This window comes from Plantactinospora sp. CA-294935, from assembly GCF_050936445.1.
Lineage (GTDB): Bacteria > Actinomycetota > Actinomycetes > Mycobacteriales > Micromonosporaceae > Plantactinospora.
Genome location: NZ_JBNJMU010000001.1, coordinates 551,081 through 569,466, shown reverse-complemented (window position 1 = coordinate 569,466; position 18,386 = coordinate 551,081). Strand labels below are relative to the sequence as shown.

The 18,386-nt window shown below is 67.9% G+C and carries 6 protein-coding genes and 1 tRNA gene; 6 read left to right on the top strand and 1 reads right to left on the bottom strand.

What is annotated here, in order from left to right; all coding sequences use genetic code 11:
• The first annotated feature begins 55 nt into the window (after positions 1-55).
• The 6 genes from ACQEVC_RS02580 (at position 56) to ACQEVC_RS02555 (ending at position 16,470) form a co-directional block, all read left to right on the top strand.
• Entirely contained in the window at positions 56-193 is a 138-nt protein-coding gene (locus ACQEVC_RS02580) for a hypothetical protein (RefSeq protein WP_346260070.1), read from the top strand.
• A gap of 11 nt (positions 194-204) precedes the next feature.
• Entirely contained in the window at positions 205-795 is a 591-nt protein-coding gene (locus ACQEVC_RS02575; RefSeq protein ID WP_318402109.1) for a YqgE/AlgH family protein, read from the top strand.
• 94 nt (positions 796-889) lie between these two features.
• Positions 890-962 (top strand) — tRNA-Ala (locus tag ACQEVC_RS02570).
• A 1,413-nt stretch (positions 963-2,375) separates the two neighbouring features.
• The gene (locus ACQEVC_RS02565; RefSeq protein WP_432872976.1) at positions 2,376-8,702 is read left to right on the top strand and encodes a carboxypeptidase regulatory-like domain-containing protein; all 6,327 of its coding nucleotides are present in this window, start codon (positions 2,376-2,378) and stop codon (positions 8,700-8,702) included.
• A gap of 351 nt (positions 8,703-9,053) precedes the next feature.
• Positions 9,054-15,092 carry an RHS repeat domain-containing protein gene (locus ACQEVC_RS02560; protein WP_432872974.1) on the top strand — a complete coding sequence of 2,013 codons (6,039 nt, stop codon included), beginning with the start codon at positions 9,054-9,056 and terminating at the stop codon, positions 15,090-15,092.
• Between the two features lie 148 nt (positions 15,093-15,240).
• Positions 15,241-16,470 carry a hypothetical protein gene (locus ACQEVC_RS02555; protein WP_432872972.1) on the top strand — a complete coding sequence of 410 codons (1,230 nt, stop codon included), beginning with the start codon at positions 15,241-15,243 and terminating at the stop codon, positions 16,468-16,470.
• A gap of 1,239 nt (positions 16,471-17,709) precedes the next feature.
• On the opposite strand, the gene ACQEVC_RS02550 is transcribed toward ACQEVC_RS02555, so the two are convergent.
• A complete protein-coding gene (locus tag ACQEVC_RS02550; RefSeq protein ID WP_432872970.1) occupies positions 17,710-18,237 on the bottom strand; it encodes a hypothetical protein in 528 nt (175 codons plus the stop codon).
• Positions 18,238-18,386 lie beyond the last annotated feature (149 nt).

Here is an 18,386-nt window from a genome sequence, read left to right as displayed (position 1 = left end):
GGACTAGCCCTACAGACCTTAACCAGCACCAGTGCCGCAAGCTATGGTGCGTGGCATGGCGTTTACTGCGCGCAGGATCACCATCGATCCTGTGGATCCGGCGAGGCCGGTGAAGGGCCGGGTCGTGGTGACCGACGACGAGACGCGGCGGCGGTCCGGGGAGTGGTTCCTGGTCCTCGGGCCGGCCGAGTAGCGGTGGCTGGCGTGTTCGGCGAGGGGCAGGCGATCGGGGGACGGTCGATGGAGTCGATGACCGGGCAGTTGCTGGTCGCGACCCCTGCGCTGAAGGACCCGAACTTCGACCGGACCGTGGTGCTGCTGGTCGCCCACGAGGCGGGCGGCGCACTCGGGGTGGTGCTCAACCGGGCCACCGAGGTACCGGTCTCCGAGGTGCTCGGCGCCTGGGGCGGACTGGCCCGGGACCCGGCGGTGCTCTTCGAGGGCGGTCCGGTGCAGCCGGAGTCGGCGATCTGCCTGGCCCGGATGCGTACCCCGACCCAGCGGGTGAAGGGCATCCACCAGGTCACCGGGGCGGTCGGCACGGTGGACCTCTCGGTCGACCCGGACCGGCTCCGGGATTCCGTCACCGGGATACGCGTCTTCGCCGGCTATTCGGGCTGGTCCCCGGGGCAGGTCGAGGAGGAGGTCGCCCGGGGCTCGTGGTTCGTCCTGGACGCGCTGCCCGGCGACGCGTTCATGGAGCGCCCCGACGACCTGTGGCCGATGGTGCTCCGCCGGCAGGGCGGGATCATGGCGGCGGTCGCGCACTTCCCGCCGGACGTACTGCTCAACTGACCCGGACCGGCACGGCAGCCCCTCGGATGACCCGGGCCGCGAGGGTGTGTACTATTGCGCGGGTGCCCGGGAGACCGGGCAGGCAGTAAAGCAAGGGGCCGTGGCGCAGCTGGTAGCGCACCACACTGGCAGTGTGGGGGTCAGGGGTTCGAGTCCCCTCGGCTCCACCTTGTGTTTGTGCAGGTGAATCGGCATCAGTCATCGACTGGCGCCGATTCTCTGTGATCTTGTGGTCACAGCCATGGGCACGCAGCGCCCCACACTACGCCTCGGCGACCAGTGTTGAAGCGTCCGAAGAAATCGCCTCTGACCAGGGATTGTTTCTGCTCCTCGGGCTGTCCGGGATGCCTGGGCCGAAATGTGGGGCGCAAAACCGTGTAGTACGGCGGTGCCGGCCCGTATCGCTACGTACGGATCGGTCGCCGGGTTACCCGCTCGACGCCTGTCCCCGAGAGGGACATCCCCGGCGGGTGATAGCCGGGGCCCAACAGCCGCCGACAGCGCCGTCTCAATCCAGAACTGTCGGAGGTTGTTGAAAATCTAGGTCTTTGATCGATGCGGATTCAGTGTCTGCTGCGCCCGCCGTGCGCGGATCGCAACTGCGTGGCTTCGGGGTGGTTCTTGCGAGCCTGGAGGGATGCTGCGCCCGGTGCTCGCGCCAGGCGAGGATCGCAACTGCCTGGTGCGCCGTACGTACCGGCTCGACCAGTCCGGGCCCTACGCGGCACTCGCGGACACCGGCGGCCCGCCACAGAGACCTCATGGCTCGGTCGAACCTGGCGTCGTCGGTTGGGCCGAGGGCCAGCATCAGTTCGTAGAACCCGCCCGCCCAGTTCTCGGCGTGGCTCATGTCGTCCGCGCTTGCCATCGCACCAAGATTCACGATTCCGCAACCCCTGTCATCTGGGTTTCCCAGCACTCCCTCGGTACGTGCGCTGGCTGCAAGACGTACGCCGGTACCAGCCCTCAACGGTGTCCCGCCGGCTGTCGATCGTGGTTGGTTCTACCGGGGCTGCGTCATCGACGCCATCTCGAGCGCTCGCCAGCCGACTACGTCCGCCGACCCACCGTGCCGGCCAAGTCACCGACCCTCGGACTGGAGGCACCTGCAGTTCGAAGCCCTGATCACCACCGCCCGATCGCCCGCCGCGTCGGTGATGTGACCTTCATCACCTGGTGAGAGGCCGAATCACACTATACATACGGACATGTCCCACCTGAAGGTGACGCTGCCATCGCTTTTGGTATCCCACCAATGTGGACAAGTATGTCTGCATCAAGATCTTTCGATTCTAGATATCGATGGACGCCGCCAATATGATGTGACCTGATCACTACTTTCCGTAGTCTTCGGGGGAGGCTGCATGTCCGGCGATCGTATACGTCGTGGGTCGGGGAACGTTGTACGTCGGAGCCGTTTCGTACCGATCGCGCTCTCAGTCGCCGCGCTGATCGGTTCGATACTGGTGGTTCCGGCAGCACCCGCCACGGCACGGACGCCCGCGCCGACACCCTCATGCACGGACGCTCAACCGGACTTCGCGGCCGCCCGGGCGATGGTGGAGATGTGCAACCGGCGGGTGGAGGTCCTGTCGGAACGGACGGAATTCTCCCAGAACTACCTGAACGTCGATGGCTCCCGGACTGTCGAGGAGAGCATCGAACCGGTACGAGTACGCAAGGGCGGCTCCTGGGTACCGGTCGACACGACGCTGAAGGTGACCGAACGAGGTGTCGTTCCCCGGGCGACGGTGCTGCCGATGGTGTTCTCCGCCGGCGGGGTTGGGCATCTGGCCCGCCTGACCCATCAAGGTCGAGAGCTGGGTATGACCTGGCCCGCCGCACTCCCCGTGCCGGTGGTCAGGGGTGACACGGCGACCTACCCCGAGGTACTGCCCGGCGTGGACCTTCGAGTCACCGCACACGCGCAGGGGTTCAGCGAGCTGTTGGTCGTTCGTACCCGGGATGCCGCGACGAACCCCAATTTGACGTCGCTCCGATTCGGCCTGTCGACCAAGGGGGTCGCGGTCTCGACAGCCGAAGGAGGCGGCCTCGTCGCCGTGGACGCCGCAGGGCGCACGGTGTTCGCGGCGCCGGCCCCTCTGATGTGGGACTCCTCCAGGACCGACGGATCGTCAACGGTCGAGCCGGCTCCCGACGAAATCGGCGATCGGTCCCAACCGAAGACCAAGCCGGCCCGGGGTGCAGCGGCGCGGACTCCGAGCGAGGACGACGAGCCCCGGAATGGAGTAGGCACCGCGGTGATGCCAGTCCGGGTCGACGGCAATACCCTGACGATCACGCCGAACCGGAACTTGCTGACCGCCCCAGACACCGTGCTGCCGATCTACATCGACCCGTCCTGGACGGGCAACATCTCGGGTAACGCCTGGACCTCGGTGTGGAGCAAGCACAAGTCGAGTTCGTTCTGGAAGAACTCGACGGCGCTGAACAACGGCTCGACACACGGCTCGGCTGGCGCGGGACGCACCGAGGACTGCTCCGGATGCGCCGACCACATCGTCCGGTCGTTGTTTACGATGAACACCTCCGTGGTCCGCGGCAAGCAGATCATCGATGCCAAGTTCCGGGTGGAGCAGAAGCACTCCTGGACCTGTAACCCCAAGTCGAACGCGAAACTGTGGCTTACCGGAGGCATATCGTCAGGCACGACGTGGAATAACCAGCCGTACTGGGACGGCAAGTACACGGCGCAGAGTGCGGCGAATCGCAAGGTCGGTTCGGCGCACGGCTGCGCTGGTCCGGGCACTGTCGAGTTCAACGCGACCGCGATGGTGACCCGAGCCGCAGCCAACAACTGGTCGACCCTGACAGTGGGGTTGCGTGCCGCCAGCGAGGGCACGCTCAGTCAGTGGAAGCGCTTCAACCACGCTTCCCCGAAGCTGGCCATCACCTACAACACGGCACCCGTCGCGCCGAGTAACCGGCTGTCGGACGGGAAGGCCTGCGCGACCGGCGCGAGCCGTCCCTACGTTCGGACGTTGACGCCGACCCTCGCTGCCAAGCAAACCGACCCTGACAACGACCAGGGGCTGACCACCTGGTTCTACTGGTGGCAGGCGGGCCAGAGCCGTACTACCTCGAACCGGGTCTCACAGGCTGCCGGCAACAACACGACAGTGTCGAGGCCGATCCCGGCGAGCCGACTTGTCGATGGGCAGAGCTACGTGTGGCAGGCTCAGACGCTGGATCCGCGCACCGCCGGAGCCTGGTCCGCCACCTGCGAGTTCACGGTCGACGTGACGCCGCCGGCGGAGCCCTCCTCGGTGACCTCGGCAGACTACCCGCCAGACTCACCGACTACGCCCGGGCAAGGCGGAGTCGGTATCGGCGGCGAGTTTGCCATCGCGGCCCCAGCCAGTGGGAACGCCGAGGTCGCCGGCTACGCCTGGACGTTGGACAGCGGTCAGCAGCCGTCGGCGGCGAACCAAATCTCCGCATCCGGCTCGCAGCCCGTGACGGTCAGCTATCGACCGGTTCGGGACGGGGTACACACGCTGCGGGTATGGACCAAGGACCGGGCAGGGTGGTACTCGCCGGACCCCTACCTCTATACCTTCAAGGTAAGGGCCGGCGCGGGGCCCGCCGCCGCCTGGACGTTCGACGAGGGCAGCGGTCCCGCCACGGACGCCAGCGGACACGGCAACACGCTCACACTGTCGGCGAACGCGAGCCGCGTCCCGGGGCGCGGCGGCGTGGGGTACGCGGTTGAACTGAACGGCGCCGCGCACGGCTCGACCACCGGGCCGGTGTCAACGACAGATCCGGTCACCGAGGCGTCGATGCCGGTCCGGACCGACTCGAGCTACACCGTCGCCGCCTGGGTCCGGGCGCCGAGTACGACCGGCGTGACCGGTTTCCGTACCGCAGTCGCCGCCGACGCCACCCGTCAATCCCCATTCATGCTCGGCTACAGCGCAGACACCAACAGATGGCGGTTCAGCGTCAGCACCGCCGACCTGGACGACAGCGGGCTCTATCACGCATCCTCCGACGCGGCACCCGTCGCCGGGCGCTGGACCCATCTGGCCGGTGTCTACGACGCGGCCAACAGACAGGTCCGGCTCTACGTCAACGGCACGCTCCAGACGACCACCGCCACGACACCGAGCACCTTCAACACGAGCGGACCACTCACCATCGGCAGACGGATGTGGAACGGCACAGCCGACGGCTATTTCACCGGCGCCGTCGACGACCTGCGGTTCTACAACTACGTCGTGAATTCGTCCGAACTGCTGCCATTACCACTGCCGCTGCTGCCGACGATCACCCTGCTTCCCGGTGACACGGCGCCGGTCGGCGGCACTGCCACCGCGATCATCGGGTCCGGCGACGACACCAACATCTCGTCGTACCGGTACAGCATCGGTTCCGACACCCTGAACCAGACGGCCACTCCCGCAGCCGCCGGAGGCCCGGTGACTGTAGCCCTGCCGACCGGGACGGCCGGGACCGTCAGCATCTACGCCGTCGCCGTCGACGGCAACGGCCGGCAGTCCCCGGTCGCGGCCCAGGCCCGGCTGACTGTGACACAACCGGCGACCCTGACCGGGTTCGTCACCGACGCCGAGTTCACCCCGTTGCCGGGAGCGGTGGTGACCGTCGGCTCGACCGGGCGCTCGGCGGTCGTGGCCCCGGACGGCTCGTACACGGTGACCGGCTTCAACGCCGGCGTCCACACGGTCCGGGCGACGTATGGCGGCGTGTGCGGCCTGGAGGCGGTCGCCGACAACGTCGAAATCGCCGGCGAGACGATGCTGGATCTGATGCTGGCCCCGGTGACCGACCGGCTGGGCTACACCTGTGCGGCGCAGCCGACTGCGTTCCAGGCAGCCGACCAGACGGTAGTGACGCTGACCGGAGACAACGCGGTCGCCCAGGTGGGACTGCCGTTCGCGTTCCCGTTCTACGGCCAGACCTACCGGTCGGCCTGGCTCGACACGAACGGACTGGTGTCGTTCACCGACCCGGGCGGCTCGCATCCGTACACCGGCACGGAGCTGCCGGCACCCGCCGCACCGAACGCCCTGGTGGCGCCCTTCTGGGACGACCTGGTGGTGGACGCGGCGGCGAGCGTGCGGACCGCGACCACCGGTACCGGGCCGGACATGCGCTTCGTGATCGAATGGCGCAACGTGCACCGCAAGGCGTCGGCGGCGCAGCGGCTGTCGTTCGAGGTCATCCTGGCCGCGGACGGCACAGTGACAACCAACTACGACGGCTTGGACAACGAGGCCGAGCGCGGTGCGCAGGCGGCGGTCGGGATCGAGGCGCCGGCCGGCGAGGACGGCCTGCGGTACTCCGCAGGTGAGGCGGTACTCGCGAGCGGTCAGGCGGTGGTGTTCGACCACCCGGAGGCGGGCAGCCCCATTGAGGTCTACGACCTGTCGGGTTCGCTGGTCAACGCCGCCGGTGCGCCGGTGGTCGGAGCCACGGTCCGGCTCGACCCATCGGGCCTGGCGGCGACGACCGGTGCCGGCGGGGCCTGGCGGTTCGACGACCTGGTGGCGGATAGCTACACCGTCGCCGCGAGCGTGGGTACCCGGTGCCCCACGGTCGCCGCCGTCCAGGTGGAACTGACTGCGGACGTCGTGCAGAATCTACGGCTCGGGCCGGACTACGGCCAGCTGGGCTATGCCTGCTCGGTAGGCGCGTCCGGGTACGTGGCGGCGTCGACCGTGTTCAACCTGACCGGCGACGACGCCACCGCCCCGATCACCCTGCCGTTCCCGGTCATGATGCATGGCCGCAGTTACTCGTCCGGTTTCGTCCACACCAACGGCTTGGTGAGCTTCGGCCCGACGGTGGGAACCAACCTCTGGAACAACCTGAGCATGCCGAACACCTCGGCGCCGAACGCCGTGGTGGCGCCGTTCTGGGATGACCTCGTGATCGACGGTCAGGCCAGCATCCGTACCCAGGTGTCCGGAACTGCGCCCAACCGATCGCTCGTCATCGAGTGGCGGAACGTGTTGATCTACGACTTCGCGCCTGACCGGGTGACATTCGAGGTGGCATTCCACGAGGACGGCCGGATCGTCTTCCACTACGGCGCCATGGACACCCCGTGGAAGCACGGCGGGGCTGCCACCGTCGGAATCGAGAGCGCATCGGGCAGGGTCGCCGCCCAGTACTCGCACCACGAGGCCGCGCTCACGCCGAACTCGTCCATCACCTATACCCCGGCCCCGGCCGGCACGATCAGCGGCACGGTGACCACAGCGGTCACCTCCACGCCGCTGGCCGGGCGGACCGTGACGTTGAGCCCCGGCGGCGCGACCGCCACGACGGGCGCGGACGGTGGTTACCAGTTCACCTCGCTGCCGGTCGGCGAATACTCGGTGCAGGTGTCGACGGGGGACAACCGTTGCGCGGGCCAGCATGCCGCGGAGTCCGTCAGCCACACCGGCGGGGTGTCGGACGTGGATCTCTCGGTCATGGTCGACGGGGACGAGTTCGGTTACAAGTGCACCACCGGGGCACAGGCGTTCATTTCCGGCAATGTCGTCGAGGACTGGTCCGGGGCCGACACGGTCTGGCCGAAGAATCCGCCGTTCCCTGTGAAGTTGTACGGCAACACCTACACCTCGGCGTGGATCAGCGCCAACGGCCTGATCACCTTCCGTGATCCGATGTACTTCGGCTGGATCGGCTACACACCCAGCGCTATCCCGTCGCCGACGGCGGAGGGCGTACCCAACGCGGCGGTCTATCCCATGTGGGACGACTGGGTCGTCGACGCCCAGGCCCGGATCGCCACCCGGGTAAGCGGCTCCGCGCCGAACCGGCAGTGGGTGGTGGAGTGGCGCAACGTACACCACGCCGCCGACCCGACGGCACGGGTCACCTTCGAGGTGATCTTCAACGAGGGCGGCGGGGTCACCTTCGCCTACGCCGACATCAACGCCGCGAATTCGCGGGAGCGCGGCTCCGGCGCGCTCGTGGGCATCGAGAACGCCTCTGGAACAATCGGCTTCCAGTACGCCTTCAACGAGCAGGTACTGGCCAGCGGCCAGGGCGTCCACTTCGCGCCCAACCCGCCCGGCACCGGCACGATCGCCGGCACGGTCACCTGCCAGGGCAGTCCCGTCGCCGACGCCACCGTTGCCGTGGCTGGCCAGTCCACCACGACCGGCGCCGACGGCACGTACCAGGTCGGTGACGTCACGGCCGGTACGTACGCGGTCGTCACCAGCATGCCATCGGGTCAGCCCTGCCGTGGATCCCAGGTCGGGCAGGCCACGGTCGGCACTAACACGGAGGTCACGCTCGATTTCGCGGTGGCGGCCACTCCCGCCGGAGCCGGCTACCTCCTGGCCGAGCAGGCGGTGCCGTACGTGCCGGCAGACACCACCGTGCTGCCGCTGACCGGCGACGACGCGTACCGGCAGGTTAATCTGCCGTTCCCGGTCACGCTGTACGGCCAGTCGTACGGCACCGGGTGGGTGGACACCAACGGACTCGTCTCGTTGATCGACCCCGGTGAACCCTCGCCCGATGCCTGGCCGATCCCCTCACCGGAGAGCCCGGAGGAGCCGAACGCGGCGGTCTACCCGTTCTGGCACGACTGGGTGGTCGACCAAACCGCCAGCGTGCGGACCGCGACCCGGGGAACAGCGCCGAGCCGGCAGTTTGTCGTCGAGTGGCGTGACGTGCACTCCTACGAGGATCCCACCACCCGGATCACCTTCCAGGTGATCTTCGGCGAGGCCGGTGGCTACTCCTTCGCCTACGCCGACAACGACGGCACCTACCTGGAGCTCGGCGGCGGCGCCACCATCGGCATCGAGAACGCCGACGGCACCGTCGCGCTGCAGTACACCTACCGCCAACCGGTACTCCATCCCGGCCTGGGCCTGCGAATCAGCCCGGTCGGTCCCTGACACCGCCCGACCCCGCCGACCGCGCGCTCCCGGAGGTTCTCGGTGCAGTCAATCCTGCCGTCAGCTCTGCTCCGTACCGCAAGACACGTATCCGCCCGAACCGTCGGTCGGGCCGGTCGCGCCAGGGCCGTCCTCGCCATCGTTGTGCTCGTCCTGGGCCTAGCGCAGGGAACGGCCCGGGCCGAGCCGAGCCCGGAGTACACGGCGCCGGCGGCCCAGCCCGACAAGCCGGTACCGGTGACCCGGGTGGCGCCGGCCCGACCGCCCGCGACGGCCCCGATGCCGGACGGGACGAGGAAGCCTGCGCCGGCTTGGCCGACGCCGGGTAGTGCCGAGACGTCGGTCCCCCGGGTGCCGGTCCAGGCGCGCGCGGACGAGGCCGGCAACGCGCAGGCGCGGGCAGGTGCGCTGCCGGTGCTGGTCGGGGCGCCGCGGATCGCAGACCGGGGCCCGGCGCCGGCCAGGGTACGGGTGCAGGTGCTGGATCGGAACAGCACCGAGCGGGCCGGCGTGCGGGGCGTGTTGTTGCGGGTCGGCCGCGCCGACGCCGACGTACGGGCCGCAGCGGTCGACATCACCATCGACTACCGTCAGTTCCGCACCGCGTACGGCGCGGATTGGGCGTCGCGGCTGCGGCTGACCCTAGTACCGGAATGCATGCTGGCGGCGCCCCGGCAGAAGTGTGCCGCAATCACGCCACTGCCGTCACGTAACGATCCGCGGGCCGGCACGGTGGCCGCCACCGTGCCGTTGCCGGCCGGTTCTGCCGGTGTGACCGCTCCGTCCGCCCTGATCGCGGTATCGGCGGCATCCACCGGCCCGGCAGGGAGTTTCGCCGTCACCTCGCTTCAACCCTCGTCGACCTGGACCGCCGGCGGCAGTTCCGGCGACTTCACCTGGTCCTACCCGATGCGAGTGCCGCCGGCCCCGGGTGGGCCAGTGCCGACCGTGGGCCTGGCCTACTCCGCCCAGTCGGTGGACGGTCGGCACGCTGCCTCCAACAACCAGCCCTCCTGGCTGGGCGAGGGGTTCGAGACGACCGCCGGCGGGTTCATCGAGCGGCGCTACGAGGGCTGCGCCGAGGACATGGAGGACGACGCCAACAACACCAAGAAGACCGGTGACCTGTGCTGGGCGACGGACAACGCCGTCCTGTCCCTCGGGGGCCACTCCGGCGACCTGATCTACAACGCCGCGACGGACCGATGGCGGCTGCGTAACGACGACGGCTCCCGGGTGCAGCGGCACACCGGCGCGAGTAACGGCGACAACAACGGCGAGTACTGGGTGGTGACCACCGGCGACGGGGTGCAGTACTGGTTCGGCAAGCACCGGCTGCCGGGCTGGAGCAGCGGCGAACCGGTCACGAACTCGACCTGGACCGTCCCGGTGTACGGCAACCACGTCAACGAACCGTGCCATGCGACGGCCTTTGCCAACTCGAGTTGCCACCAGGCGTGGCGGTGGAACCTCGACTACGTCGTCGACCGGCACGGCAACTCCGCCTCCTACTGGTACCAGACCGAGACGAACAAGTATGCCCGCAACGTCGACTCCGACGACGTCGTCAGCTACGTCCGCGGCGGCTACCTCGACCGCATCGACTACGCCACCCGCCGTACCGGCGACGTCGACAGCATTTTCACCAGCGACGCACCGGCCCGGGTCGACTTCGACGTCGACGACCGGTGCCTGTCCGGCTGCGGCACGCACGACGAGTCGCACTGGCCCGACACACCCTGGGACCAGGAATGCACCGAGTCGACGTGTGAGACATTCAGCCCGACGTTCTGGTCCACCAAACGTCTGAAGACGGTGACCACGCGGATCCGCAACGGCACGGACTATCGCGACGTCGAGCGGTGGACGCTCACCCACACCTTCCCGGACCCGGGCGACGGCACCCGGGCCGGCCTGTGGTTGTCGAAGCTGTCCCACACCGGTCTGGTCGGCACCGCGGTCAACGTCCCGGACGTCGAGTTCGCCGGAGTGCAGCGGGAGAATCGGGTCGACACGATCGACTTCGCGGCGGCGATGAACTGGTGGCGGATCTCGCAGATCCGGTACGAGACGGGAGGCACGCTCAGCGTCCTGTACAGCGACCCGGACTGTGTGGCGGGCACCCGGGTGCCGTCCGAGCCGGCCTCGAACACGCTGCTGTGCTATCCGGTGCGCTGGACACCGGAAGGGTACGACGACCCGGTCGTCGACTATTTCCACAAGTACCTCGTCACCACCGTCTACCAGGCGGACAACACCGGCGGTGCGCCGCCGAACGGCAGCCCGCCCACCGTGACGACCTACCGGTACCTGGGCGACCCGGCCTGGCACTACAGCGACGACGACGGTCTGATCGAGAAGAAGGACAAGACCTGGTCCGTGTGGCGCGGCTACGCGAAGGTCGCCGTCATCACGGGCGATGCCGGCGAGCAGACGTACCAGGAGACGACCTATTTCCGCGGTATGCATGGTGACCGGGCCGCCTCCGGAACCCGTACCGTCCCGGTCACCGGTACCGGGGTGCCCACCGTGAACGATGAGGACGCCTACGCCGGCATGACCCGGGAGACCACGGTCTTCGACGGCCCCGGCGGCGCGGTCGTCTCCAAGCAGGTTCACGAGCCATGGCAGTCGCCTCCCACCGCCTCCCGAACCGTCAACGGCGATGCCGTGCACGCCCGTTACACCGGTACCCTCGCCAGCCACGAACGCACCACCCTCGACGGGGGACGTGGCGAGCGGGTCCGGACGATCCGCAACACATTGGACGCCTACGGGATGCCGACCGCGGTCGACGACTCGGGCGACACCGCCGTCACCGGCGACGAGATCTGCACGCGGTCCACCTACGAGCCACGGAACACCAACGACTGGCTGCTGATGTTCAGCCATCGGGTCCGGTCATTCGCGCTGCCGTGTAGGGCAGCTGGGGACGACGCCGAACTGACCGACTCCGACCTGATCTCGGACACCCGCACCACCTACGACAACCAAGCCCACGGCACCGCACCCACCGAAGGCCTGGTCACGAAGACCGAGAACGCGAACGCGTGGAACGCGGGCAACCCCGATTACGACCAGGTCAGCCGAGCCGCCTACGACGCACAGGGCCGCATCACGAACTCGTGGGACGCGCTGGACAACGAGATCACCACCGTCTACGAACCGGCCGGCCTCGGACTGGTCACCCAGACGGTCGTCACCAACCCGCTCGATCACGTGACAACCACCACCATCGAGCCCGCCTGGGGCGTACCCACCAGTATCACCGACCCGAACGGCAAGCGTACGGAGACCGGCTACGACGGCCTGGGCCGGCTGACCGCGGTCTGGGAAGCGGGACGGGACAAGAACACGCAGACCGCGAACACGAAGTACAGCTACCTCCTCCGCAACGACGCGCCCAGCGTGGTCAGCACCCACACGCTCAACGCGGCCGGCAACTACCTGGACACCCACACCCTTTACGACGGGTTGCTGCGTCCACGCCAGACGCAGTCATGGTCCGCCTCCGGCGGGCGCCTGCTCACGGACACCTTCTACGACACGGCGGGCCGGTCGGTCCGTACCCACGGTGCCTACCACGCCGCCGGCGCCCCAGGCACCGAGCTGACCACCGCCACCGACTGGCAGGACATAGCGAACCAGACCACGACCGAGTACGACGGCACGGGCCGACCGACCGCCGAAATCTTCCACTCCTACAGCGAGGAGCGCTGGCGGACCAGCCGATCCTTCGGCGGAGATCGAACCGACGTGACACCTCCGGCCGGCGGCACCGCCGCCTCGACCGTCACCGACGCGCACGGCCGCACCGTGGCCGTCCGTCAATACCACGCCAGCACTCCCACCGGCACGTACGACGCCACGAGCTACTCCTACAACCGCAAGGGCCAACTCGCCGAGGTGACCGACGCGGCCGGCAACGCCTGGTCCTACACCTACGACGTGCGGGGCCGACAGGTCACTGCGGCCGATCCGGACAAGGGGCTCACCACGAGCGGATACGACGTCGGTGGACGGCTGACCTCGACCGTCGACGCCCGCAATGTCCGGCTCACCTACACCTACGACGCGCTCAACCGGCGCACCGCGGTGCAGCAGCCCGGCGTGGGGACCAGGGCGCGTTGGACCTACGACACCATCGCCAAGGGCCACCTCTACCAGTCGGTTCGGTTCGTCGGCACCGCCAGCTACACCACGCGGATAACCGCGTACGACGACGCCTATCGTCCGACCGACCAGTCCGTGATCATTCCCGCCACGGAGACCGGTCTCGCCGGCACCTACACGTTCGGCACCTCGTACAACGCCGACGGCACCATCGCCGCCCGGAACTATCCAGCCACCGCCGGCCTGCCGGCCGAGTCCGTCTCGTACGTGTACGACGAGACGACGGGCATGCCGGTCAGGGCGAACAGCAACTTCAACAACACCGCTCTCAGCTATGTCTCCCAGACCGGCTACAACGCTCTCGGGCAGGTCACCACGCTCCAGCTTTACACCGGAGTGCACACTGGGCTCGGGGCGCGGGTTGACCAGACGTTCACCCACGAACTCGGTACCGGCCGGCTCACTGCGGTCCGCACCGACCGGCAGTCCGTCTCGCCGTTCACCGTGGCGAACACCGAGTACGAATACGACGACGCCGGCAACATCACTCGGGTCAGCGACGTGGCCACGGGTGACCATCAGTGCTTCGAGTACGACCACCTGCGCAGGCTCAATCAGGCATGGACGCCCACCTCCGGCACCTGTGACACCCCGAGCACCGCGCGGGTGGGCGGTCCCGCTCCGTACTGGCAGTCGTGGACCTACGACGTCACAGGTAACCGGCTGAGCCAAAACGATCATGCCACCTCCGCCGGCGGCATGAGTCGGCGGGTCGATTACACCTATCCCGACGCCGGATCTGCGCGACCGCATGCGGTCACCGGACGGACGACCACGATCGGCGCCAGCGCGACCACCGTCGGCTACGCGTACGATCTCGCCGGCAACACCCTGACCCGGCCCTCGGCTGCGGGCACCCAGACGCTGACCTGGGATCCGGAGGGGCATCTGGCCAACAGTGTCGATTCGACCGGCACTACGGAATACATCTACGACGCCGACGGCAACCGGCTGATCCGGCGCGATCCGAGTGGCAGGACGCTCTACCTCCCCGGCCAGGAACTGCGTTACACCACCGCAACCGACACTGTGGCCTGCACTCGCTACTACACCTACCGCAACGCCACGATCGCGTCCCGCACCACGGCCGGGCTGACCTGGCTGTCCGCAGACCATCAGGGGACCGCGACGGTCGCTATCGACGCCGCGACCCAGCAGGCCACGATCCGTCGGCAGACACCCTTCGGGGAGTCCCGCGGCGGGACGCCGCTCTGGCCGAACAGCAAGGGCTTTGTCGGTGGCATCAGAGACAACACCGGGCTGACCCATCTCGGGGCCCGGGAGTACGACCCCGACATCGGCCGATTCGTCTCCGTCGACCCGGTGCAGGACCTGAACGATCCTCAGCAGTGGAACGCGTACGCCTACTCGAACAACTCGCCGGTCACACTCTCCGACCCGGACGGGCTCAAGCCGCTGATTGGCAACAGTGGCTGGGACGAGCCGTCGCTGTTCGACGACGGAGGCTACAAGCTCACGAACAAGGGCGGCAAGTGGACTACCGAGAAGATTCGCTCCAGTAAGTGGTTCGACTATTATCGGAACACCGTCATACCGCCGAAGGATGTGAAGTTCGACCCCGTATACGGGTGGGATGTCAAAGAAACAACGCTGTTCGGTGCGGCGACGGTGTACGACAAAGACGGGAACCTGATCGCCAGCGACGACAATTTCCGGAGCGGTGGCGGCACGCTCGACGGCGAGACCAGCCGGTGGGACAAGCACGTGGAGCCCCGGGTCGTCAAGTGGTACGAGTCAGCCGGCGTCCTCAAGCCGGGCAGCACGCTCTATATCACGGTGAATGAGCCAGGGCGCGAATCCTGCACGCAGTGCGCTCCCCTGCTGCGAAAGACCGCCGATCGGCTCGGCATTAGGATCGTCTACGAAGCGCCGGGCGCCGCGCCCGTGGTCTATGGGGAGAACCATGCGAAAGCGCCGCTCAAGGGCGCCCCGGCCGCACCGAAGCGTCCCCTCAAGTCGACAACGCCGAAGGTGCAGCCCGCGCCGCCCGCCGGACTGTTCGATGAACCTTCCGGGAAGCCCGGCGGGGCTCCGCCGAAGGGCCCCAGCGGCAACGTCGGACGCGGCATCGGTGGCGCGGCGGGCGTCGTCGGAGTCGGCGCCGACATATATTTCTTCGGCAGGTACGGTCCCTGTGGCCTGATGCCAGTCGACATTCCCCAATGCAGGCCTCCGCTGCCGGGCAGTACGGCATAGCGGCTCGGCCGTAACCGCCGCGCTCGGGGTGTGGGTGCCGATCGCTCGATCGATCGGCACCCACTCTGTCGACGTTATCGGCGTGGGCACACGAGCATCGACGCAGCGAGCCGTGGGAAGGAATTTCGTCGATGTTACGATCTCACACATGCCCGAACCGACTGTTGAACTGGACAGGATCGACTGGTCATCTTTGATCGATTCCTACGGCCGACCAGCGGTGGAGGTGCCGCACCTGTTGCGGAGCGTATGGTCGGCCGACCCGCAGGTGCGACGGAGCGCGTACGAGCAACTCATAGGCCGGCTGGTCCATCAGGGTTCGTCCTGTCCGGCTGCCCTCGCCGCCGTACCGTTCCTGATCGATCTGGTTGCCGATTCGCAAGCTCCGGACCGGTTCGCCGCGTGCCAGGTGCTGACTGCGGTGGCTATCGGCGACGAGACCGGCTGGCTGACCGACTCCCCGGATCCGGTCGCGATGCGGCGGGAGGTGGCCCGCACCGCTGTCCTGAGCGTCGCGGAACTCGAACGGGAGCGGGCAGCCTGGGCCGCTGCAGGGCGTACCGAACACGAACGGCGGATGCGAGCCATAGCGGTGGCCGGCGACGACGTGGAGGCGCGGCGCGCGGAGGCCCAGCAGGAATTGGCCGCGTACGACGCGGTCCGGGTGGGCGTGCCAGTTTACGCGGCCGCGCTGCAGTCGCCCTTTCTGGCCGTACGGTTGTACGCCGCGCATCTGCTGGCCTGGTTTCCGGAGGAGCGCGAGATCGCGGTACCTGCGCTCACCCGGCTCATCGTTGAGGAACAGAAGCCTGTTGTGGCTGCCACCGCCTGCCTCTCGGCCAGTCTCTGCGCCAGCCCGGACGACCGGTTGCTGATCGACGCACTCACCGCTCGCCGAACCGACGGGGACCGCATGGTGTGCTCGGCTGCCGTGATCGGCCTCGCCCGCGTGGTGTCGCATCCCGACCGGGGCCTCATCGAGGACCTGTACGAGTCCCTGCTCGACAATGCGGAGCCAGAACCGCTCCTGCCGTTCCAGGACGGTGATCTGTCTGCCATGGCCGCCTTCGCGGCCCGCCACCTCGGCGGCGACAGCGCGCAGGACCGGGTCGACGTGATCGCCAAGCGGCTTGAGGCCCGGCGTGACCGCGACCCACTCACGCAGGTGCGGGCGTTGCTGGAAGCGGCGTTTCCCTCCGGACCGATTCCCGACGGCACCGCGTTCGAGGTTCTAACTCCATGGCAGCACAGAGCGGTCCTCGCCCTGTGGCAGAGCCGTGCCCTCGACGGGGGACCGATGGTGTCGATGACGCTCGGCCGGTTCAACCTGCCGACGACGAAGAATGAGCTCCGGGTCTGGTGCGGACTACCACGCTGAGACGGCAGGCCAGAGACCGGAGGATCACCTGCGGCCGACTGCTGTTATACCTGGGTGACCTGGTGTCGTGGAGATCGTTCCAGGCTGCCCGCTGTTTCTCGTTGATCACCCGTGAGTCGTCGTCGGTGTCGTTTGCCGGGACGTTGCGGTACATGGGGCGGTCGGACGCTGCACTGGGTCGACCCGACTGATGTCACTCATCGAGCCGGGGGTGTTGTCGGGGAGCAGATTGGGAGCAGGTCCGCACTTCCGCGGTCAGTTCCCAAGTGCTACGGCTCTCTGTCGCTCGATCAGGTGAGGTGCAGAACAGCTTGGTATACCTCAAGCAGCAGCCGTGCCACCGCTGGCTGCGCGAGCACACCGATCCCGCCGACACGATCCTCTACCTGGGAATCGACGCGAGTGAGCGAGTCGCACCGACGCCATCGAGCCAGACTGGGCGGTCCTGCCCTGCCCGTTCGGTTCCCGATGTGGGAGGATCGCAACATTTGGTGGCGAGCGCGGGCGGGTGCACAGAACAGCGCGCCTGCGCCCTGCGTCAGCAGAGCCCGGCATCATCGCCGCTCAGGAGGGACATCAGATCTTCCCGATGGTCGTTTCCTCACCACGACCGTGGAGGTGCCCCATCCTGGCCGGGCAGCCTCATCATCCGTGGTGGCAGGTGACCTGGCCCCGCTTGACTGAATCGGTGGAGAGCGGGCTGCGAGGGCAGGTCTGGACGGTCTAGCATGGCGGCTCCCACACTGGCCGTGGTCACGACTGTGGTCACACCTCAAGATCAAATGCCCGTCCTTTGCTGGCATCCGGCAGCAGCTGGCATCATTGACGCGGGCAAATCTTCCCTGCTTGATGTATGCATCGGCATCGCGTGGCATGGCGTGACAGAATTGTTACCAGACTGGCAGTGTGGGGGTCAGGGGTTCGAGTCCCCTCGGCTCCACCCATGCGAAACGCCCTGGTGAGGGAGTGAGTCTCCCGCCAGGGCGTTTGTCGTTTCTGATCTTTGTGGGCCGCTGCGTGCCAGAACAGGCGCTGATCTTGCCCCGCGTGCACTTCAGCTTCCGTCTGGCGGCGCCGGCGGCATGCCGAGCGGACGGTGGCTTCGGCACGGTGGCGGAGGACTTCACGATCAGGTGAGCCAGCCGGGACCAAGCGTTGGCGCTCTCAGGTCGAGTAGCCGGGAGGGGTCCAACCTCCGGCTTTCACAGATCTGGACGTAACAGTCTCACCGTGAACGCTCTAGGTCAGGGGACCATCGACGGCCGGGCTCCCGCCATCTGCCGCGGCATGACTCATGGACTGCCCAGGCGATCGGTGGAGAGGATGCCGTCGAGCGCCCAGGCGCACCGTCGCTGCGCCCAGCAGGGTCGCGGCGGCCAGCGGCAGCCACAGCGCCGCCGCGCCCAGGCTGAGCAGACCGGTGATGATGACGGGATCGACGGCCCGGGCCAGGCCGTAGCTGAGCTGCCAGCGGGCGAGCGTGCGCCCCATCAGGTGTGACGGTGCTGACTCGATCACCAGCGGCACGCTGCTGCCGGTGTAGAGAATTTCACCCAGCGTGTAAGGCATGATGACCAGCGCGACGAGCACCGTGCCGGGGCCGCCGCCGGTCGCGCCGCCGAGCCAGAAGGCGAGGTAGGAGCCGGCGAGCAACAGGCCGGACCAGAAGAGCACGGTGCGGTGCGGCCACTTCGCGAGGCGCACCACAACGACCAGTTGCAGCGCAATCACCATGACGGTGTTGGCGACGAAGATGCCCGAGGCCACGCCAGGGACGCGTGCAGGCCTGCACCAGCAGCAGCGGCAGGGCGATCTCGAGGATGTCGGCGTAAACGCGTACGGAATGCCGGCCAGAGCCAGGATGGTAACGGTGCGTAGGCCCGCCTCCGGCCAGCATTGACCGGTCGGCCGACCAG

Coding starts and splice junctions, on each gene's coding strand:
- ACQEVC_RS02580 (WP_346260070.1), top strand. CDS start 56: ATGGCGTTTACTGCGCGCAGGATCACCATCGATCCTGTGGATCCGGCG.
- ACQEVC_RS02555 (WP_432872972.1), top strand. CDS start 15,241: ATGCCCGAACCGACTGTTGAACTGGACAGGATCGACTGGTCATCTTTG.